Here is a 20,342-nt window from a genome sequence, read left to right as displayed (position 1 = left end):
TGACGTATCAGCGCAGCCATAGCAAAACAGCCGCAAAAGCCAGCATTCCCTTGAAATGGCTGGCCCTCTTCTCATAGCGAGTGGTGATCCGCCGGTAGTGCTTCAGCTTGCCGAACAGGCACTCGATCACGTGCCGCTCCTTGTAGAGATGCCAGTCGCAGGAGCGTTGCTCGATGCGGTTCCGCCTGGCGGGAATGACGGCCTGGATCTGGCGCTCCTTCAGCCAGGCCAGAAGCGGGTTGGCGTCATAGCCCTTGTCGGCCAGCAGTGCCGACGTGGCGATCCCCGCCATGAGTGGGATCGCCTGGCTGATATCGGCCGCTTGGCCTTCCGTCAGGATGAAGCGAATCGGTAACCCCAGCGCATCGGTCAACACATGGATCTTGCTGCTGAAGCCTCCTCGCAAACGCCCCAGTGCCTCCTGGGCCGCAGTACTGCTGGCCGCCCCGGCTGCACAGGCATGGGCACGCACGACGGAGCTGCCGATGCAGACGCGCTGAAGGTCGGCGTCCCGAGCCAGTACCGAGTGAAGCCGGTCCCAGATGCCGAGCCGGCACCAGCGGGTGAAGCGTTTGAAAACGCTGTTCCAGGAGCCGAGGCAACGAGGCAGCATCCGCCATTGAGCGCCGCTGCGTAGTATCCAGAGCACCGCCTCGACAAAGCGGCGACAGCCGAGAGTGCGGGTCAGCCGGATCCTGAGTGATCCCCACAAAATCACCCCCGTTCCTGCGTTTGCCGGTGGACCTCCCGCCGCAGAGCCAACTCCAGCTCCCGCAGCCTCTCCCGGGAAATGTCTCCCGCATAAGTGCGTGCATACTCCAGTCCCAGCCGCCACAGCGACAGCACGTGCCTGTCCTTGACGCTGTTGCTCTGAAAGCGCCGCTCGTGCCCTGCCTCTCGCGCCTGCAGGCCCTGCAGGCACAGCGCATAGCTGGCCAGCACGGCAATCAGCAGCAGGATCTCGATGCGCCGCGGGCAGCGGCTTCGATGCTGTTCCAGGCCGAACCCCAGCCGATGGCTCTTCAGGTCGCGGAAGCCTTCCTCGACCTGCATGCGCCGCTTGTAGATCGCCGCGACCTGCGCGGCATTCCACTGCGCCTCGGGCAGGTTGCTGGCCAGCAGCCAGGGCTCGCTTTCGCGCTGCGCGTTTTGCCGGCTGCGCTTGTCCCGGGCCACGCTTCCGGTGACGCGCCGGTGCTTGCGCCCCCGCGGCGCCTGCTTCACCGCGTAGAGCGGGGTGGACCAAGGCGCCGAGCGCGTCATTTCGAGACAACCGAGCCGTTTCGGCGATGCCGAGGCCAGGGCGTACAGGCTTTTCACCGGCTGCCAGGGCTGCTCGCCGAATCGGCACAGATCGCGATTGCGCACACGGCCGACGTAATACCAGCCCATGGCTCCGACGGCCTGGAACCAGGGCCGCCGGAAGCCGGCATCGGTGACCAGGATGGGCGTACAGCCGGCCGGCAGCATCGCCGCGAGCGCCTCGAGCAGGCGTTTCTGGCAACGCGGGCAGCCCTCGCGCGGATGGACGACTTCACAGACTGGCAGCGAACGTCCGGCCAACGGGATCGCGGCGCGCAGCAGGAACAGCTTGCCGGCGGCATCGATCGGCGACCAGTCCACCAGGATCAGGGGATGCCTGAGCGAGCCCAGCAGAGCGCGGAGCATGGCCCAGTAGAACAACCCCCGCTCGGCCTGCAGCTGCCGGTTGCCGAGCAGGCGGTCGACCCGCTTGATCGCATGCTTGGGATAGGCAGAGCCGGGCAGGAAGCGCCCCAGCGCGGTCAGGCTCAGGCAGCGGCCTTGCAGCAGGGCGGCCACCGCGGCCATCAGGGCTTCGAGACGGCGGGCATGGATCGTGAGGAGTGCCTTGGCGAAGGCATCGTGCAAGAATTGGACGGTCTGCATGGGGCTGGAGACGCTGTTTTTGTTTGGCGACAACCAACGTGCCCGCCCATGCAGGCCTCTTCAAGCCCTACCTATTTGATTTTTCGGGAAAATTTCTGGGGATTACTCAGAGCCGGATCCCCTTCGGGCACCTCTAAAAACCGCCCTCCGAATCACGCTGAGCGATGAAATACGCGCGTGCTCGCAGCAGAGCTACCCGTCAGGCTCGACGCTCACACGGTAAAGCGGCCCGAGGCAGCCCGGCCAAAGGCCTGGATCAGGCCATTTCCAGCAGACTGCTCATCCTTTTCAGGTTGTACACCGCCGATTTGAGCGTCAGACAAAACTCAGCCCGTGCCAGGCCGATGCTGCGGACGGCCTTGCCGCCCATCTGGGCCAGGCTGGCAAAGACATGTTCGACCCGGGCTCGGGGACTGGCTATGCGTTTGTTTCGTGCCTTGTCCCGTTCACCGATCGGCTTGCCGGCCTGGCCCTTGCGCTGGATAGATGGCCTCCAGCCGATCAGTTGGAGCCAGCGCTCCCGGGGTCTGTCGTGATACCCGCGATCCGCCCAGAACTCCCGGCTGCTATTGCTTCGGTCGAGCACATCCACCAAATGCTGGGTATCGGCCTCGCTGGCATCGCTTACCCGGACGCAGCGAATCAGCTTGTGCCGGCGATCCACGCTGACCGACAGCTTGTAGCCGAAGTACGACTTGCCGTGTTTCTTCGTCCAGCGCGCCTCGACATCCTTTTGCCGGCGCTTGGCGGGCGACCATTCGACCGGTACGGCCTGCGCCTTCACCATGGCCTGCTCATCGGCCGTGTTGTGCTGGATCGGTGTCCGGATAATGCTGGCATCGATGATCTGCCCCTCGCGGGCCCGCAAGCCGTGCTCCTGCAACTGGCGCTGCACCTCGGCAAAGATCCGATGCTCGACGTCGGCCTGTACCAGGCGCTCGCGAAAGACCCAGATCGTGTTGCGATCCGGAACTCGGCCGGAGTTTTTCAACCCGGCAAAACGCTGGAAACTCATGCGGTCGAGCAGTTGGAACTCCATCTGCTCGTCGGACAGGTTGAACAACTGCTGGAGCACCAGCAGGCGCGTCATCAGCTCTGTTGGATAGGGAGGCCGACCGCCCTTGGCGCGGCTGGGGCGAGGAGTTCTGCAGTCGATCTCGGCTGCCAGGGCGACAAAGTCCACATGCTTGTCCAGTAGAGCCAGTGGGTCGCCCAGGCTATCGAGCCTGGCTTCTCGCTCCTGGTCGGCAAACAGACTGAACATCAGCAGGCTCCGGGTGATCAACAGGCGGATGATCTTACCCGGCGGCCGGGCTGGTTTTTAGAGGTGCCCCATAGAGGCCACCCTGGAGCTCTGGTCCAGAGAACTACGAGCAGTCAAGGAGCGGTTCCGACCACTGTTCTCTCAGGAGCGGGTTGCTCGGTCGGCAGGATGTTTTCTGGATGGCCTGCTGGGTATGGAGCCTCGCAAGACAGCCTGGATGCGAGCCGAGGCAACGGGAGATCCCGGCCCCTGGAGGCAGCAGGCCATTCTGGGCCGTGGTCGCTGGGATGCTGATGCGCTCAGGGATCTGGTTCGGGATTACGCACTTGAATATCTGGCAGACGACCAGGCCGTTCTGGTCATCGACGAAACGGGCTTTCTCAAGAAGGGACAGGCTTCCTGTGGCGTTGCTCGCCAATACACGGGCTCGGCCGGGAAAGTCACCAGCTGTCAGATTGGGGTCTTTGCAGCCTACGCTTCCCGCCATGGCCATGCATTCATTGATCGCGCCCTGTATTTGCCCTAGGAGTGGACTGACCAGCCTGAGCGACTGGCCAGTACAAGCGTTCCTGAGGGTATCGGCTTCATGACCAAGCCCAGGCTGGCTCAGGACATGCTCGAGAGAGCGATTGCTTCGCAGGCCCCCTTTGCCTGGGTTGCAGCAGATGCCGTCTATGGAGTGAGCCATCTGGAGATGGCCTTGCATCGTGCCGGGAAAGGTTATGTTCTGGGGGTCAAAAGCAGCCATACGCTAAAAAGCCCCAGCCTCTATGCCCGTGCCGATGAAATTGCTCAGGGGCTGCCGGCTTCAGCCTGGAAACGCTACTCCGCTGGAGAGGGTACCCAGGGGCCACGCTTGCATGACTGGGCTTATCTCAGGCTGACTGATCAAAAGGCCAGCGACTATGATCCCCAGTCCTCGGGCATCTGGACCGGGGGCTGCTGATCCGCCGCCGTTTGCTCGATGGTGAACTGGCATACTTCTCGACCTGGGCACCTCAGGGTACATCCATGAAAACGCTGGCCCACGTCGAGGGGCACCGATGGTCCATTGAGCAATCGTTCGAGGCAGCCAAGGGGGAGTTGGGGCTGGATCACAACGAAACCCGCTCCTGGCATGGCTGGCATCGTCATGTCTCGCTGGTCATGCTGGCCTTTGCCTTGCTGGCCAAGATACGTCGGCAGGCTAATCTCCCCATCCCCAAAAAAACGATCCAGCACCTGATGGCGTTGACCCATCCCACCTGATCCGCTGGTCCTTGCAGGAAATACGGCGCGTAGTCATGCGCTTGACCCAGAAGGCCTTCAATCCAGATCAGATCATGTGCTGGTCAATATGGCGCAGGCGGCATCAGGCTTTGGCTCAGATTGCTCATACGAAAAGAAAATCGCAACTGTAGTACTAGGTTCTGTTGACGCAAGCCCAGTGCTAAAACTGGGCTTTTGCCATGACTGACAGAAGCCGTCTGAGCGATACCGACGGGTCCCGTATCCAAAGTCTGCTGAGCGCCACGAAGGGGCACCTCTAAAAACCCTCGCGTCCCGAGGGTAAACTCGACGGTTTGTTGATCCCCGGAGCCTGCCGTGTTCAGCCTGTTTGCCGACCAGGAGCGAGAAGCCAGGCTCGATAGCCTGGGCGACCCACTGGCTCTACTGGACAAGCATGTGGACTTTGTCGCCCTGGCAGCCGAGATCGACTGCAGAGCTCCTCGCCCCAGCCGCGCCAAGGGCGGTCGGCCTCCCTATCCAACAGAGCTGATGACGCGCCTGCTGGTGCTCCAGCAGTTGTTCAACCTGTCCGACGAGCAGATGGAGTTCCAACTGCTCGACCGTATGAGTTTCCAGCGTTTTGCCGGGTTGAAAAACTCCGGCCGAGTTCCGGATCGCAACACGATCTGGGTCTTTCGCGAGCGCCTGGTACAGGCCGACGTCGAGCATCGGATCTTTGCCGAGGTGCAGCGCCAGTTGCAGGAGCACGGCTTGCGGGCCCGCGAGGGCAGATCATCGATGCCAGCATTATCCGGGCACCGATCCAGCACAACACGGCCGATGAGCAGGCCATGGTGAAAGAGCAGGCCGTACCGGTCGAATGGTCGCCCGCCAAGCGCCGGCAAAAGGATGTCGAGGCGCGCTGGACGAAGAAACACGGCAAGTCGTACTTCGGCTACAAGCTGTCGGTCAGCGTGGATCGCCGGCACAAGCTGATTCGCTGCGTCCGGGTAAGCGATGCCAGCGAGGCCGATACCCAGCATTTGGTGGATGTGCTCGACCGAAGCAATAGCAGCCGGGAGTTCTGGGCGGATCGCGGGTATCACGACAGACCCCGGGAGCGCTGGCTCCAACTGATCGGCTGGAGGCCATCTATCCAGCGCAAGGGCCAGGCCGGCAAGCCGATCGGTGAACGGGACAAGGCACGAAACAAACGCATAGCCAGTCCCCGAGCCCGGGTCGAACATGTCTTTGCCAGCCTGGCCCAGATGGGCGGCAAGGCCGTCCGCAGCATCGGCCTGGCACGGGCTGAGTTTTGTCTGACGCTCAAATCGGCGGTGTACAACCTGAAAAGGATGAGCAGTCTGCTGGAAATGGCCTGATCCAGGCCTTTGGCCGGGCTGCCTCGGGCCGCTTTACCGTGTGAGCGTCGAGCCTGACGGGTAGCTCTGCTGCGAGCACGCGCGTATTTCATCGCTCAGCGTGATTCGGAGGGCGGTTTTTAGAGGTGCCCGAAGGGGATCCGGCTGACCCGCACTCTCGGCTGTCGCCGCTTTGTCGAGGCGGTGCTCTGGATACTACGCAGCGGCGCTCAATGGCGGATGCTGCCTCGTTGCCTCGGCTCCTGGAACAGCGTTTTCAAACGCTTCACCCGCTGGTGCCGGCTCGGCATCTGGGACCGGCTTCACTCGGTACTGGCTCGGGACGCCGACCTTCAGCGCGTCTGCATCGGCAGCTCCGTCGTGCGTGCCCATGCCTGTGCAGCCGGGGCGGCCAGCAGTACTGCGGCCCAGGAGGCACTGGGGCGTTCGCGAGGAGGCTTCAGCAGCAAGATCCATGTGTTGACCGATGCGCTGGGGTTACCGATTCGCTTCATCCTGACGGAAGGCCAAGCGGCCGATATCAGCCAGGCGATCCCACTCATGGCGGGGATCGCCACGTCGGCACTGCTGGCCGACAAGGGCTATGACGCCAACCCGCTTCTGGCCTGGCTGAAGGAGCGCCAGATCCAGGCCGTCATTCCCGCCAGGCGGAACCGCATCGAGCAACGCTCCTGCGACTGGCATCTCTACAAGGAGCGGCACGTGATCGAGTGCCTGTTCGGCAAGCTGAAGCACTACCGGCGGATCACCACTCGCTATGAGAAGAGGGCCAGCCATTTCAAGGGAATGCTGGCTTTTGCGGCTGTTTTGCTATGGCTGCGCTGATACGTCAACAGAACCTAGTGTGGTGAATCACAAGTTCGCTTCATTATTATTTCTTTGCAAGGCTCGAGCAGCCCTGCCGACAGAGGCCAGGATTTCACCTGCTCCCTTACTCCAGCGGAAAGGCCTTGGATTCTGGTTGTAGGTCGCCAGGTAATACTCGATGGACTGCTCGAGATCCTTCACGCTGGTATGGGCCTGGCACTTTATCCACTTCTGGGTGAGCATCGAGAAAAAGCGCTCCACCCGATTCAGCCATGACGCAGACGTCGGGGTGAAATGCACGTGATAACGCGGGTGCGCGACAAGCCAGGCACGCACCTTGTCGGTCTTGTGCACGGCATAGTTATCCATGATCAGGTGGATGGCCTTGTCGCTCTCGACCGATTCCTCGATGGCCCTGAGAAACTCCAGGAATTCTGCGCTGCGGTGACGGCGCTTGAGACGTCCGATCACCTCGCCGGTGGCCACATCCAGGGCGGCAAACAAGGACGTCGTGCCATGGCGCTGATAATCATGGGTACGGGTCGCCGGATACCCAGGCTCCAGCGGCAGCCCCGGCTGTGTTCGATTGAGCGCCTGGATCTGGCTTTTCTCATCGACACACAGTACCAGCGCTTTATCAGGGGGATTTAGATAGAGCCCGACGATATCCTGCACTTTGTCGACAAAGGCAGGATCGGTGGACAGCTTGAAGGTGTGCTCCAGGTGGGGCTTGAGCCCGAAGGCTCGCCAGATACGCTGTACGCTCGCCGGTGAAATATGGGTGGCCTTGCTCATCCGGCGCGAGCTCCAATGACTGGCATCGTCGGGCCTGGTCTGCCGCACCCGGTCGACCACTTCCTGGACCTTTTCATCACTGATGCTGCGTGGGCGGCCTGAGCGCGGCTCGTCATTGAGGCCTTGCAGGCCCAAACGGGCGAAGCGAAGGCGCCATCTCGAAACGGTTTGCGCCGTAATGCCAAGCCGTCGAGCAATGGAAGAGCCGGACTCGCCTCGAGCGCAGGACAGAATGATCTCGGCGCGCAGCTGCATATCGGCAGGCCCCTTGTGCCTGGCTCGGCGGCGGGTGAGTTCGGCATGCTCTTGTTCGGTCAGTTCGATCCGAACGGCTGGGCGGCCTGTTTTCATCGCATGTCTTCCGAAAGAACTCTGTCAGCTCCGCGGTAGACAAGATTTATCCTGAGTAGTTGTGATTCACCACACTAGCCAAAGGCCCGTCGTGGCAAGCCATTGCAACCGTGTTCAATTCTGCAGCAATGTCTCAGCCATAACCTTTAAGCGGAGCCGCTTGCGTCTGCGGCTCCCATTGCCAAAATCTGCGACAATCGTGCCCTTTCCCCGCAATCGCTACGGCTGTCCATGACCGACGCACCGCCCGCTCTCGACCAACTGCTGCACAACCTCGACCATGCCCTGATTGCCGACCGTCACCGTCTGCGCCGACAGCTGCACGAGCTGCGCAAGAGGCCGGACGAGGCCAGGCAGGCGCAGTGGCTGGAGCGCTTCCGAGCCTCCTGTGCCTTGGTCGAGGCGCGGCGGGCCAGTGTGCCGGCGCTGCGCTACGACGAGGCGCTACCCATCGCCGCCAAGCGCGACGAGATCAAGGCGGCGCTGCAGAAGCATCAGGTGCTGGTGATCGCCGGCGAGACGGGTTCGGGCAAGACCACCCAGTTGCCGAAGATCTGCCTGGAGATCGGCCGCGGTGTGCACGGGCTGATCGGCCACACCCAGCCGCGGCGCCTGGCTGCGCGCAGCGTGGCGACCCGGGTGGCGGAGGAGATCAGCTCGCCGCTGGGCGAGCTGGTCGGCTACCAGGTGCGCTTCGAGGACCAGTCCAACGAGCGCAGCCTGATCAAGCTGATGACCGACGGCATCCTGCTCGCCGAGACCCAGCACGACCGCTACCTGGAGCGCTACGACACGATCATCGTCGACGAGGCCCATGAGCGCAGCCTGAACATCGACTTCCTGCTCGGCTACCTGAAGACCCTGCTGCCGCGCCGGCCCGACCTCAAGGTCATTATCACCTCGGCGACCATCGATTTGGAGCGCTTCTCGAAGCACTTCGATGACGCACCCATCGTCGAAGTGTCCGGCCGCACCTATCCGGTGGAGACCTGGTACCGCCCGCTGGCCGCCGAGGTGGACGAGGAAGGCAATCGGGTCGAGGACGACCTGACCGTCGACCAGGGCATCCTCGCTGCCCTCGACGAGATCGCCACCCACGAGCGCTCGGTCGGCAAGCGTCCCGGCGACGTGCTGGTGTTCCTCCCCGGCGAACGCGAGATCCGCGACTGTGCCGAGGTGCTGCGCAAGGCCAACCTGAAACACACCGAGGTCCTGCCGCTCTACGCCCGCCTGACCCCGGCCGAGCAGCAGAAGATCTTCCGCCCGGCGGCCGGGCGCAAGATCGTCCTGGCGACCAACGTCGCGGAAACCTCGCTCACCGTACCGGGCATCCGCTATGTCATCGACAGCGGCACCGCGCGGATCAGCCGCTACAGCTATCGCGCCAAGGTCCAGCGCCTGCCCATCGAGGCCGTCTCCCAGGCCAGCGCCAACCAGCGCAAGGGCCGCTGCGGGCGGGTCGAGCCGGGCATCTGCGTGCGCCTCTACAGCGAGGAGGATTTTCTCGCCCGTCCGGAGTTCACCGATCCGGAAATCCTGCGCACCAACCTCGCCGCGGTGATCCTGCAGATGCTCCACCTGCGCCTGGGCAGCATCGAGGATTTCCCCTTCATCGAGCCGCCGGACGGCAAGGCGATCAGCGACGGCTTCACCCTGTTGCAGGAGCTCTCCGCGGTCACCCGCGAGGGCCAGCTCACCCCGCTCGGCCGCCAGTTGGCGCGCTTGCCGGTGGACCCGCGCCTCGGCCGCATGCTGTTGGAGGCGGCCCGCCAGGGCAGCCTGGAGGAGGTGCTGATCGTCGCCAGCGCGCTCTCCGTGCAGGATGTGCGCGAGCGTCCGGCGGACCGCCAGCAGGCCGCCGACCAGGCCCATGCCCAGTGGAAGGACCCGGACTCCGACTTCGCCGCGCTGATCAATCTCTGGCGCGGCTTCGAGGCACAGCGTCAGGCGCTAGGCTCCAACGCCCTGCGTTCCTGGTGCCGAAAGAACTTCCTCAACTACCTGCGCCTGCGCGAGTGGCGCGATGCCCACCGCCAGCTCGCGCTGATCGTGCGCGAACTCAAGCTCGGTATGGGCAAAGCGGTGGATGGCTCCGGCCATCCACCCTACGCAAAATCCGACTCCCCTAGGGTGGAAAACGCCGAAGGCTTTTCCACCGGACAGATCGCCCCGACCACCGACAACAAGGTCAACGCCATCGTCCGCCAGCAGGTCGAGGCCAGCGAAGCCGCGCAGAAGGCCAGGAACTACGCCGCGGTGCACAAGGCGATCCTCTCCGGCCTGCTCAGCCAGATCGGCCAGAAGACCGAGGAGGGCGACTACCTCGGTGCCCGCCAGCGGCGGTTCTGGATCCATCCCTCCAGCGTGATCGGTCGCAAGAAGCCGGCCTGGGTGATGGCCGCCGAGCTGGTCGAGACCACCAAGCTGTTCGCCCGTATGGTGGCGAAGATCGACCCCGAGTGGATCGAGCCGCTGGCCGGCCATCTGGTCAAGAAGAACCACTTCGAGCCGCACTGGGAGAAGAAGCGCGGCCAGGTCGTCGCCTTCGAGCAGGTCACCCTCTACGGACTGATCGTGGTCGGCCGCCGCCCGGTGCACTACGGCCCCGTCGATCCGCCGGTCGCCCGCGAGCTGTTCATCCGCGAGGGGCTGGTGCGCGGCGAGATCGCCAGCCGTGCCAAATGCCTGACCGCCAACCGCGAGCTGCTGGAGTTGCTCGACGAGCTGGAGGCCAAGGCGCGCCGACGCGACATCCTCGCCGACGAGGAAACCCTGTTCGCCTACTACGAGGCGCGCCTGCCGGCGGACATCTACCAGACCTCCAGCTTCGACAGCTGGTACCGGCGCGAGAGCGCGAAGGATCCGCAGCTGTTGATGATGCGCGAGGAGGACGTGCTGGCCCGCGAGGCCAGCGAGGTCACCGCCGCGCAGTACCCGGACAGCCTGCGCCTCGGCGAGCTGCAACTGCCCTTGACCTACCACTTCGAGCCGGGTCATCCGCGCGACGGGGTGACCGTCCGCGTGCCGGCGCCGCTGTTGCCGCAATTGCCGGCCGAGCGCCTGGACTGGCTGGTGCCGGGCCTCTTGGGGGCCAAGTGCGTGTCCCTGGTGCGCAACCTGCCCAAGGCGATCCGCAAGAACTTCGTGCCGGTGCCGGACTTCGTCAAGGCGGCGCTGGCCAAGCTGGCCTTCGCCGAAGGCGCCTTGCCCGAGGCGTTGGGCCGTGAGCTGACGCGCATGACCGGCGCCCGCGTGCCGGAGGAGGCCTGGATCGAGGCCGCCGCCCAGCTCGAAAGCCACCTGAAGATGAACATCGAGGTGGTCGATGCGCGCGGCAAGTTCCTCGGCGAGGGCCGCGACCTGGCCGAGCTGACCGCCCGCTTCGCCGAGGCCAGCCAGGCGGCCCTGGCGATTCCGCAGCAGAAGGCCGCGGCTGCTCCGGTCGAGGCCAAGGCCTTCGCCCCGGTGGCGGAAAAGACCCAGCAGAAGGTCGCCGGCCTGTCCATGACCGTGTTCCCGGCGCTGGTGGAAGAGGGCGGCACGGTGAAGGAAAACCGCTTTCCGACCCAGGCCGAGGCCGACTTCCAGCACCGCCGCGCCCTGCAGCGCCTGCTCCTGCAGCAACTGGCCGAGCCGGCCAGGCAGCTGCGCGGCAAGCTGCCGGGCCTCACCGAGCTCAGCCTGCTGTACCGCGACATGGGCAAGCCGGATGCCCTGGTCGAGGACATCCTGCTGGCCAGCCTCGACGCCTGCATCCTCGACGGCGAGCCGCAGCTGCCCCGTGATGGCGCCGCGCTGGCCACGTTGGCCGAGCACAAGCGCGGCGCCTGGGCCGAGCAGGCCGGCCGTCTGGCTAAGCTGGTACTGGAAATCCTCAAGCTTCGCCATGACCTGCAGAAGCGCTTCAAGGGCGCATCGACCTGGCCCAGGCCGTCGCCCTCAACGACATCAAGGCCCAGCTCGCCCGGCTCATCTATCCCGGCTTTGTCCGTGACACCCCGGCCGAATGGCTGCGCGAATGCCCGCGCTACCTCAAGGCCATCGAACAGCGCCTCGACAAGGTCGGCGGCCAGCTGCAGCGCGACCGCGTCTGGAGCGGCGAACTCGCCGGCCTCTGGGAGCAGTACCAGGCCCGTGCCGCCAAGCACGCCCAGGAGGGCAAGCGCGACCCGAACCTGGTCCTGTACCGCTGGATGCTGGAGGAATACCGGGTATCGCTGTTCGCCCAGCAACTGGGGACCAAGGTGCCGGTATCGGACAAGCGGCTTTCCAAACAGTGGAGTCTGGTGGAGGCTTGATGGCGCTGCGGGTGGGCAAGCGGAGTGTTGCCCACCCTGCGGGCTTGCGGATGTGGGTAGGGTGGAAAACCCGCGTAGCGGTTTTCCACCGTGTCGTCCGGTGACAGCGCGGTTGACGCCCCAGTGGATGCGGGTATATACCTGTACCCTATGCTTCCGACCTCCTGCCTCTGCACCAAACTCCGCCGGGCCACGCGCAGCGTGAACCGCCTGTACGACGATGCCCTTGCCGGCGTCGGGGTCAATGCCGCGCAGTATTCGCTGCTGCGCAACCTCGAGCGGCTGGGGCGGCCGAGCATCACGGAACTGGCCGAGGCGCTGGGGCTGGATCGCAGCACCCTCGGGCGCAATCTGCGGGTGCTGGAGGGCAAGGGGCTGCTGGCGCTGGAGGGCGGCGAGGATCAGCGCAACCGGCTGGTGTCCCTGACGGCGGCGGGCCGGGCCTGTCTCGACCAGGCGAAGGGGGCCTGGACGCGGGTGCAGGAGCAGCTGGGGCAGCGCCTCGGGCCGGAGAAGCGCAGCGCCTTGATGGCGCTGCTGGATGAACTGGAAGGCCTCGACTGATTTTTTCGCGGATAAGCGGGTATATACCCATAAGAGGACGACTCATGACTTCGGTATGGCGTACGAGTGGCTGGGTTCTATTGGGCGCTTCGCTGATCCTGGCGCTGTCGCTGGGCATCCGCCACGGCTTCGGCCTGTTCCTGGCGCCGATGAGCGCCGAGTTCGGCTGGGGCCGGGAGGTGTTCGCCTTCGCCATCGCCTTGCAGAACCTGATCTGGGGGCTGGCGCAGCCCTTCGCCGGAGCGCTGGCCGACCGCTACGGCGCGGCGCGGACGGTGGTCGTCGGTGGCGTGCTCTATGCCGCGGGACTGGCGCTGATGGCTCTGGCCGACTCGCTCTGGAGCCTGTCGCTGAGCGCGGGCCTGCTGATCGGCATCGGCCTGTCCGGCACTTCTTTCTCGGTGATCCTTGGCATGGTCGGCCGCGCCGTGCCGGCGGAAAAGCGCAGCCTGGCGATGGGCATCGCCGCGGCCGCCGGCTCCTTCGGCCAGTTCGCCATGCTGCCCGGCACCCTCGGGCTGATCGGCTGGCTCGGCTGGTCGTCGGCGCTGCTGGCGCTGGGGCTGCTGGTCGCGCTGATCGTGCCGCTGGTGGGCCTGCTCAGGGACAATCCGCAACCGCCGCAGGCCGACGAGCAGAGTCTGGGCGAGGCGCTGCGCGAGGCGGCGAGCCATATGGGATTCTGGCTGCTGGCGCTGGGCTTCTTCGTCTGCGGCTTCCAGGTGGTATTCATCGGCGTGCACCTGCCGGCCTATCTGGTCGACCAGCACCTGCCGGCCCAGGTTGGTACCACGGTGCTGGCGCTGGTTGGGCTGTTCAACGTGTTCGGCACCTACCTCGCCGGCTGGCTCGGCGGGCGTTATGCCAAACCGCCGCTGCTGAGTGCGCTCTACCTGCTGCGCGCCGCGGTGATCGTCGCCTTCGTCTATCTGCCGCTCAGCGAGTGGAGCGCCTATGCCTTCGGCATGGCCATGGGCCTGTTGTGGCTGTCCACGGTGCCTTTGACCAACGGCACGGTGGCGACCCTGTTCGGCGTGCGCAACCTGTCGATGCTCGGCGGCATCGTGTTCCTCTTCCACCAGCTCGGTGCCTTTCTCGGCGGCTGGCTGGGCGGCTGGCTCTACGACCGCACGGGTAGCTACGAGCTGGTCTGGCAGATTTCCATCGCCCTCAGCCTGATGGCCGCGCTGCTCAACTGGCCGGTGCGCGAGCAGCCGGTGGCACGTCTGCGGGCGGCCGGGGCGGCATGAGCGGCTGGCTGCTGCGGTTGGGCATTGCCGCCGTGCTCGGCCTGCTGCTGGCCTTCGCCTGGTGGGGCTGGCGGCAGGGCGGACTGGCTCTGTTGCAATTGGGGGGATCTGCTGACCGCCTTCACGTTCTCGAGACGGCCTTTGCCATCCCTGTGATGGTGCGCCGCTCGGCTTCTGTCGGCCTTTGCTAGGGTGCGGCTCCTTGTCACAGGAACGTGAGGAGTCGCCATGTCTTTCCGCCTGGTGCTGACCGGGGACGCATTGCCCGGGCATACGCCGCAGAGTATCCGCGAGGGGTTGCAGACCCGCCTGAAACTGCCCCCCGAGCAAGTCGAGGCGCTATTGCCGCCTGCCGTGCGAGTGGTCAAGAGCGGGCTCGAGCGCCGCGAGGCCGAACGCTGGCTGGCGGTGCTGCGCCAGGTCGGACTTGGGGCACGGCTGGAGGCCCTCGAAGCGGCGCCGGCGTTCCGCACGGCGGCGCGTCCGGCGGAGGCCGCGGCGGAACGGCCCGCTACCGTTGCCGATCCCCTGCAGGTCCTGCAGGCGCTGGCCCACACCGGCCTGAAGTGCCCGCCACCCAGCCGGGCCTATATCCGCCACCTGCTGCTGGTGACCCTCTGCTGCCTGCTGGTACCGGCGCTGTACGCGGCCCTGGTGGTCGGGCTGGGGGCGGGACTGGTCTGGTATCTCGGTCATGTCCACGAGTATCTCGGTGCGCTGGACAGCCTCTGGCTGCAGCTGTTCATCTACGGCGTGCCGACGTTGAGCGGCGGCATCCTGCTGCTGTTCCTGGCGCGTCCTCTGTTCCTCGGCGCGGAGGCCGAGGCCGAGCCGCTGGAGCTCGATCTGGCCGCCGAGCCGCGCCTCGCGGCGGTGATCCGCCAGCTCTGCCGGGCCATCGGTCTGAACCCGCCGGTGGCCGTGCTGCTCGGCAACGAGGTGAATGCCAGCGTGCATTTCGAGCAGGGCTGGAGCGGCTTCTTCAGTGGCCGCAAGGTGCTGACCATCGGCATGCCGCTGGTGGCGGGATTGAGCGTGCAGCAGTTCGTCGGCGTGCTGGCCCACGAGTTCGGCCACTTCGGCCAGCGTCTCGGCATGCGCTGCCATTTCCTGATCAACCGGGTCAACGCCTGGCTGGAAACCCAGGCCAACGCGCGCGATCCCTGGGACGACCGGCTGCAGGCCTGGCAGGCGCTGGATCTGTGGTGGGGCCTGCAGATGGCGATCCGTATCGCGCAGCAGGGGATCGCGCTGGCCCGCCGGCTGCTGCGTGCCGGTTTCTGGCTGAGCTTTCGTGTCTCGCGGGCCCTGTCGCGGCAGATGGAGTTCGATGCCGACCGCTACGAAACCCTGATCGCCGGTAGTGCCGCCTTCCGCGAGACCGCTCTGCGCCTGCGCGTTCTGGGCGAGGCGCTGGCCGAAGTGGAGCGGCAGAACGTCCAGGCCTGGCGCGAGCGCCGTCTGCTGCGCGACATCCCCGAGGCGACCGTGCTGCAGGCGGCGCACCTGGAGGGCGAAACCCTGCGCCAGTTGGAGCTGCGCCTGGCGGAGTCGGCCACCCGTTACTGGCACAGCCATCCCGCCGACCTCGAGCGCATCCGCCACAGCGCGGCGCTCAAGGCCGCTGGGCATCTGCACGACGCGCGTCCGGCGGCGCTGCTGTTCGCCGATTTTGCCGGGCTTTGTCGCTGCGTGACCCAGGCCTGGTACGCCGAGCGGGGGCTCGATTGCCGCGACGAACAGCTGCTCGACAGCCGGACGCTGCTGCAGCGCAATGTCCGCCGCGACCAGGCGTTCGAGCAACTGCACGAATGGACCGGGCGGCAGTGGCGGCCGCTGCCCTGGCTGGCGCTGCACCTGGCGCCGCAGGAGGCGCATCGCAAGCTGGACTGGCAGGGCGTGGTGGACGAGTTGCGGCGCCTGTCGCCGGAGATCGGCCGGGCCTGGGAGCAGGCCGAGACGGAAGAGGAGCGGCGCGTGGCCCTGGCCTGGTGTATCCGCCTGCACAAGGAGGGTATCGAGGCGCGGGTCAGCGAGCGGGAGGCCTTCGATGCGCAGCAGCACACGGCGCTGCACGCGCAGATCGCCGATGGGCATACGCCGGCCCACTGGCAGCTGCACCTGGCCGCCTCGCTGTACCGGCGGCGCCTGGAGTTCGGCCTGGTCGGCGCCGATGCCCGCTTGCGCGATGCGGCGCGCCTGCTGCTGCAATTGAGTCGCCTGTATGGCGACTACGCCAGCCTGAGGGAGGCCTGGGTGCTGGCCGGGCGCTTCCGGGCGCTGCGCGAGCAGTCGGCGGACGTGCAGACCGAACGGTTGGCCCGCGATGCCCTGCGCCGCTTCCGGGGCGAGGCGCTGGCCCTGCTGGCCAAGGCCGACGGCATTCCCCAGCGGCTGCTCGATGGCGAGACCCTGGGCGGCTACCTGCGCCTGCGCTGTCCGGTGCTGGGCGACCAGGGCAGCGATCCGCTGGAGTTCCTCGAGCAGGGCGCCCTCATCCTCGACAGCCTGGACTACGCCCATCGCCGGGTCCTAACCAAGGTCGCCAGCCATTGCGCCGGTGCCGAGGCGCGTCAGGGCATTCGCGGTATCCGTCTGCTGGCAGGAGTGGGGCGGCAGGCGGCCTGAGTCGCCGGCAACGCGCCGGGCGGGATTCACGATAGGCCAGTTATCGCTGGTCCGCCCGCTGTCAGCTCCTGAACCCCTTCCAGCCCAGCGTCACCCAGGCCAGCGCCGGATAGCAGGCGTAGTGCAGGCCGAACAGCATCAGCCCGACCGGACCGTGGGCGTACTCGTGTTCCATCATCGCCAGCAGGCCGAGATAGAGCACGCCGAGGCCCAGGCCATAGCGCAGGACGATGCCGCGACGCTCCTCGGGCCAGGGCGCGCGGCGGTTCCGCCAAGCGAAGACCAGGGCCAGGCCGGCGGCGACCAGACCGGCGATCAGCAAGGTGGCGAACAGGCCGCCGACCTTGACGAAGGTGCGCAGCAGCAGATTGAGCAGAATGCTCGCCAGGATGCCGCCGAGGGCGTAGTGGCCGAGCCGCGGGGAGGGGGTGGACATGCGAGGGGCTGCCTGCAGGGAGACGGGGTGGCGGCACCATAATCCAGCGACAGAGCCGGCGACAAGCGCTGGTCCTGGCCGTCGGCCGGTCCGACGGCCGCTGTGGCATGGGCTAGCCTGTTCGGGGATTCCCGGGAGGATGACGATGGAAAATACGCTGCGTATCGGATGGATTCCCGCCCTGATCATCGGCGTGGCCCTGGCCTTCGCCGGCTGGTCGGTGGGGCGGGGCGTGGAGCGCTTTCGCATGGGCGACCGTGCGGTGACGGTGAAGGGCCTGGCCGAACTGGACGTGAAGAGCGACTTCGCGATCTGGACGCTGGCCTTTCGCCGCGGCGGCGACGAATTCGGCGGCGTGCAGCGGCTGCTGAGCGAGGACCGCGAGCGGATCCTGGCCTTTCTCCGCGAGCAGGGTTTCGAGGCGGCGGAGATCGAGGTCCATCCGCTGCAGGTCCAGGATCTGCTGGCCCGCGAATGGTCGCCGCGGGATGTCGGCTTGCGCTTCAACGGCCAAGGGCGGGTGCTGGTGAAGTCGACGCGGGTCGATGCGCTGGCGCAGGCGGTCAACCGGGTCGATCCGCTGATTCAGGCGGGTATCCAGCTCGAGTCCGAGGAGCAGGGCCAGGCCGGCCTGCGCTACCAGTTGCGCGGCTTCAACGAGGTGAAGCCGAAACTGCTGGAGGATGCCACCCGCAATGCCCGAGCGCAGGCGGAGAAATTCGCCGCGGATGCCGGGGCGACCCTCGGCCGGCTGAAGAGCGCCAACCAGGGCGTGATCCGCGTGCTCGACAGCGGCGGTGGCGAAGAGGACAGCGGCCGCACCATCGGCAAGCGCCTGCGGGTGGTCAGCACTTTCGAGTACACGCTGGACTGACCGGCGGCAGACGCGGACTCACCGGCGCCTGCCGCACGGGCGCCTCAGTTTTCCGCCACTGCCTGGCCGGCCGGTGCAGCTTGCGCCGAGCCGTTCTGCAGCTTCCAGGCCTGGAAGAAGATCAGCAGGCCGAGGACCGCGGTGAGCGCGCCGACATAGCCGGTGACGGTCCAGCCGAGGCCGGCGCTGATCGCCAGGCCGCCGAGCCACGGGCCGAGGGCGTTGGCGATGTTGAAGGCGGCGTGGTTGGAGGCGGCGGCCAGGGTCTGCGCCTCGGCGGCCACGTCCATCAGGTGCGTCTGCAGCGGCGGTGCCAGCGCGACCATGGTGCCCACCGCGAAAACCGCCGGCAGGACGCTCCAGATCGAATGGACCGACAGCGGGAAGAGCAGCAGCACGGCAGTGCTCCATACCAGCACCAGGGCGACGGACTTGAATTTCAGCCGGTCGAACAGCCAGCCGCCCACCAGGTTGCCGACGATGGTGCCGAGGCCGAAGGCGGCCAGGGCGAAGGGAATCCAGGCCTCATGTACCCGGGTCACTTCCAGCAGGGTCGGCGCCAGGTAGCTGAACACGCAGAACATGCCGGCGAAACCGATCGCGCTGATGGCCAGCGACAGCCACACCTGGGGTTGGTTGAAGGCGCGGATCTCGCGCATCGGGTTGCTGGTTTCCTCATGGCGGCTCGCCGGCAGGTGGATGAACACCAGGGCCACGGTGAGCAGGGCGATGGCGCCGACCAGGGCGAAAGCGCTGCGCCAGCTCAGCCACTGGCCGAGCCAGGTGGCCAGCGGATTGCCGATCAGGATGGCGACGGTCAGGCCCAGCATCACCCGGCTGACCGCATTGGCGCGCTTGTCCGGCGCGACCATGGAGGCGGCCACCAGCGAGGCGACGCCGAAGTAGGCGCCGTGGGGCAGGCCGGCGATGAAACGATTAAGCATCAGGGCGTGATAATCCGTCGCCAGGGCGCTGGCGAAGTTGCCGGCGGCGAAGAACAGCATCAGCAGCATCAGCAGGATGCGCCGCGGCAGGCGGGCGCCGAGGATGGCCAGCAGCGGTGCGCCGACCACCACGCCGAGGGCGTAGGCACTGATCACGTGCCCGACCTGGGGTTCGCTGACGTTCAGGTCCTGGGCCACGTTCGGCATCAGGCCCATGATGGCGAATTCGCCGGTGCCGATGCCGAAACCGCCCATCGCCAGGGCCAGTTCGATCAATAAGACAGCGCGAGCGGAAAGCGGCGGCGTGCCCGCTGGAGCGTGCTCGGTCATGGTGAACCTCGAATAGGTAATAAGTAGGATCGCAAGGCAAGGGAGGGGAAAAGCGTCCCCATTATTCCCCTATCGACGGCCCGAGAAAACCGTGTAGCCGCTCAAGGATGCGCTTTCAGAGGAATGGGCGGTTTCGCGGAGTGCCAGTTTCCAGGCCGAATCACATCTTCCGCGCCGCATCCCGGTAGGTCTTCGGCAGCTCCCCGGTCCACTGCTTGAACGCCCGGGTGAACGCGGACGGCTCGGAGAAGCCCAGCTGCCGGGCGACCTGGCTGATCGGCAGGGAGGGCTGGGTCAGGTAGTGGATGGCCATGTCGCGGCGCATGCCGTCCTTGATGCCCTGGAAGCTGCTGCCCTCGGCGCTGAGCCGGCGGCGCAGGGTGCGCTCGGTCAGGAGCAGGGCGGCGGCGGTGCTCTGGATGGTCGCGCCGGCCAGGTCGCCGGATCTTTCCAGGTGATCGCGCACCCGCCGGGTGTATACGGGGTAATAGGCCGGCCGGGTGAACCAGTCGATCGGCGCCCGCCGCAGGTGGTTGGCCAGAGCCTCGGGGGTCTGCACCACCGGGGCTTCGAGCATCCGCGCCTCGAACACCAGGCAGGTGGTCGGCTGCTCGAACCTCGCCGGGCAGGGGAACATCAGCCGGTATTCGGCCAGGTGTTCGGGCGCCGCATGGTCGAAGGCGACGTACTTCAGCGGAATCCGCTGGCCGATCAGCCAGCTGGGAAAGCGGTGCCAGAGCAGCAGCAGGAACTCCCGCAGCAGGTAGTCCGGGTCCTGGGAAGGATCGGCCAGCGCCATCGAGAAGATGGCCTCGTCGCCCTCGACCCGCAGGTCCAGACGCAACGAGTCGTTCACCAGGTTGTAGAAGTGGCCGAGCTTGTAATAGACCGAGTGCAGGCTGCGCGAACGGACCACCTGCTTGGCCATCAGCGCGAAGATGCCCTGCCGGCAGCGCTGCGCGCCCATGCCGAGGAACTCGTCGTCGCCCAGGCGCCAGACCCCGCGCATCAGCCGGCTGAACTGGTCGGGGGTGATGCGCAGGTGGGGGTTGTCGAGCAGCCGGCGGCTGATGCCGGCCTCGGCGAGCAGCACGTCCTCGTCGAGGCCGCGCCGGCGCGCGGCATTCATCAGCACCCGCGGGAAATGCATGGAGATGGAGTAGCGCTCGATGCTCATGGCCTGTCCTGAAGAGGCGTATCCCTGCGCCGGAAGTCTATCGGAACGGCCGGATCGGTGCTGTCCGTTAATGTCAATTTTGAGGCTGGTTTCGTTATTGCCGGCGCCCTGCCCGTGGATGGAAG

General features: G+C 66.1%; 13 protein-coding genes and 3 pseudogenes. 9 read left to right on the top strand and 7 right to left on the bottom strand.

The features are described 5' to 3' along the window. Positions 1-7: 7 nt before the first annotated feature. The 3 genes from Atro_RS06155 to Atro_RS06145 all read right to left on the bottom strand — a co-directional run bounded on the left by Atro_RS06155 (position 8) and on the right by Atro_RS06145 (position 3,193). Positions 8-712, bottom strand: a complete 705-nt coding sequence (locus tag Atro_RS06155; protein WP_497926874.1) for an IS5 family transposase — start codon at positions 710-712, stop codon at positions 8-10. 2 nt (positions 713-714) lie between these two features. After that, the gene (locus Atro_RS06150; RefSeq protein WP_497926873.1) at positions 715-1,908 is read right to left on the bottom strand and encodes an IS4 family transposase; all 1,194 of its coding nucleotides are present in this window, start codon (positions 1,906-1,908) and stop codon (positions 715-717) included. A 256-nt stretch (positions 1,909-2,164) separates the two neighbouring features. Further along, positions 2,165-3,193, bottom strand: coding sequence for an IS5 family transposase (locus Atro_RS06145; RefSeq protein ID WP_497926872.1), 1,029 nt, complete (start codon positions 3,191-3,193; stop codon positions 2,165-2,167). Between the two features lie 49 nt (positions 3,194-3,242). On the opposite strand from Atro_RS06145, the pseudogene Atro_RS06140 reads away from it, so the two are divergent. From Atro_RS06140 to Atro_RS06130, 3 genes and pseudogenes are all read left to right on the top strand, one after another. Then, positions 3,243-4,420: pseudogene (locus Atro_RS06140) on the top strand (IS701 family transposase). A 336-nt stretch (positions 4,421-4,756) separates the two neighbouring features. After that, a pseudogene (locus Atro_RS06135) lies at positions 4,757-5,763 on the top strand (IS5 family transposase). 138 nt (positions 5,764-5,901) lie between these two features. Further along, the gene (locus tag Atro_RS06130; protein WP_497927623.1) at positions 5,902-6,588 is read left to right on the top strand and encodes an IS5 family transposase; all 687 of its coding nucleotides are present in this window, start codon (positions 5,902-5,904) and stop codon (positions 6,586-6,588) included. 27 nt (positions 6,589-6,615) lie between these two features. On the opposite strand, the gene Atro_RS06125 is transcribed toward Atro_RS06130, so the two are convergent. Then, complete coding sequence (locus Atro_RS06125) at positions 6,616-7,716, bottom strand: IS630 family transposase (protein WP_497926667.1); 1,101 nt, start codon at positions 7,714-7,716, stop codon at positions 6,616-6,618. 231 nt (positions 7,717-7,947) lie between these two features. On the opposite strand from Atro_RS06125, the pseudogene hrpA reads away from it, so the two are divergent. The 5 genes and pseudogenes from hrpA (at position 7,948) to Atro_RS06100 (ending at position 16,456) form a co-directional block, all read left to right on the top strand. Further along, positions 7,948-12,014 (top strand): annotated as a pseudogene (gene hrpA, locus Atro_RS06120) (ATP-dependent RNA helicase HrpA). Between the two features lie 150 nt (positions 12,015-12,164). Continuing rightward, a complete protein-coding gene (locus Atro_RS06115) occupies positions 12,165-12,578 on the top strand; it encodes a MarR family winged helix-turn-helix transcriptional regulator (RefSeq protein ID WP_497926871.1) in 414 nt (137 codons plus the stop codon). Positions 12,579-12,622: 44 nt separating this feature from the next. After that, complete coding sequence (locus Atro_RS06110; RefSeq protein ID WP_497926870.1) at positions 12,623-13,828, top strand: MFS transporter; 1,206 nt, start codon at positions 12,623-12,625, stop codon at positions 13,826-13,828. Beyond that, the gene (locus Atro_RS06105) at positions 13,825-14,019 is read left to right on the top strand and encodes a hypothetical protein (RefSeq protein WP_497926869.1); all 195 of its coding nucleotides are present in this window, start codon (positions 13,825-13,827) and stop codon (positions 14,017-14,019) included. Before Atro_RS06110 ends, Atro_RS06105 begins: the two co-directional genes overlap by 4 nt. A 37-nt stretch (positions 14,020-14,056) precedes the next feature. Next, positions 14,057-16,456, top strand: a complete 2,400-nt coding sequence (locus Atro_RS06100) for a M48 family metalloprotease (RefSeq protein WP_497926868.1) — start codon at positions 14,057-14,059, stop codon at positions 16,454-16,456. A 61-nt stretch (positions 16,457-16,517) separates the two neighbouring features. Here the strand turns inward: Atro_RS06100 and Atro_RS06095 are convergent, their stop codons facing one another. Then, entirely contained in the window at positions 16,518-16,892 is a 375-nt protein-coding gene (locus tag Atro_RS06095) for a hypothetical protein (protein ID WP_497926867.1), read from the bottom strand. A 145-nt stretch (positions 16,893-17,037) separates the two neighbouring features. Between Atro_RS06095 and Atro_RS06090 the strand changes: the two genes are divergently transcribed. Beyond that, positions 17,038-17,766, top strand: a complete 729-nt coding sequence (locus Atro_RS06090) for an SIMPL domain-containing protein (RefSeq protein WP_497926866.1) — start codon at positions 17,038-17,040, stop codon at positions 17,764-17,766. A 44-nt stretch (positions 17,767-17,810) separates the two neighbouring features. Here the strand turns inward: Atro_RS06090 and Atro_RS06085 are convergent, their stop codons facing one another. Next, positions 17,811-19,040 (bottom strand): MFS transporter, encoded by a 1,230-nt coding sequence (locus Atro_RS06085; RefSeq protein ID WP_497926865.1) that lies wholly within the window; start codon positions 19,038-19,040, stop codon positions 17,811-17,813. A 160-nt stretch (positions 19,041-19,200) separates the two neighbouring features. After that, the gene (locus Atro_RS06080) at positions 19,201-20,217 is read right to left on the bottom strand and encodes an AraC family transcriptional regulator (protein ID WP_497926864.1); all 1,017 of its coding nucleotides are present in this window, start codon (positions 20,215-20,217) and stop codon (positions 19,201-19,203) included. Positions 20,218-20,342: the final 125 nt, after the last annotated feature.

It is taken from the genome of Azotobacter tropicalis (assembly GCF_059739045.1).
Note: the sequence above shows the minus strand (reverse complement) of the source record. Positions and strands in the feature narration are given on the sequence as shown.

Bases quoted from the DNA above. Each gene is read 5' to 3' on its own strand.
- Atro_RS06100 (WP_497926868.1), top strand. From the start codon at position 14,057: ATGTCTTTCCGCCTGGTGCTGACCGGGGACGCATTGCCCGGGCATACG.
- Atro_RS06150 (WP_497926873.1), bottom strand. From the start codon at position 1,908: ATGCAGACCGTCCAATTCTTGCACGATGCCTTCGCCAAGGCACTCCTC.
- Atro_RS06085 (WP_497926865.1), bottom strand. From the start codon at position 19,040: ATGACCGAGCACGCTCCAGCGGGCACGCCGCCGCTTTCCGCTCGCGCT.
- Atro_RS06080 (WP_497926864.1), bottom strand. From the start codon at position 20,217: ATGAGCATCGAGCGCTACTCCATCTCCATGCATTTCCCGCGGGTGCTG.
- Atro_RS06115 (WP_497926871.1), top strand. From the start codon at position 12,165: ATGCTTCCGACCTCCTGCCTCTGCACCAAACTCCGCCGGGCCACGCGC.
- Atro_RS06105 (WP_497926869.1), top strand. From the start codon at position 13,825: ATGAGCGGCTGGCTGCTGCGGTTGGGCATTGCCGCCGTGCTCGGCCTG.
- Atro_RS06125 (WP_497926667.1), bottom strand. From the start codon at position 7,716: ATGAAAACAGGCCGCCCAGCCGTTCGGATCGAACTGACCGAACAAGAG.
- Atro_RS06090 (WP_497926866.1), top strand. From the start codon at position 17,038: ATGGAAAATACGCTGCGTATCGGATGGATTCCCGCCCTGATCATCGGC.
- Atro_RS06110 (WP_497926870.1), top strand. From the start codon at position 12,623: ATGACTTCGGTATGGCGTACGAGTGGCTGGGTTCTATTGGGCGCTTCG.
- Atro_RS06095 (WP_497926867.1), bottom strand. From the start codon at position 16,892: ATGTCCACCCCCTCCCCGCGGCTCGGCCACTACGCCCTCGGCGGCATC.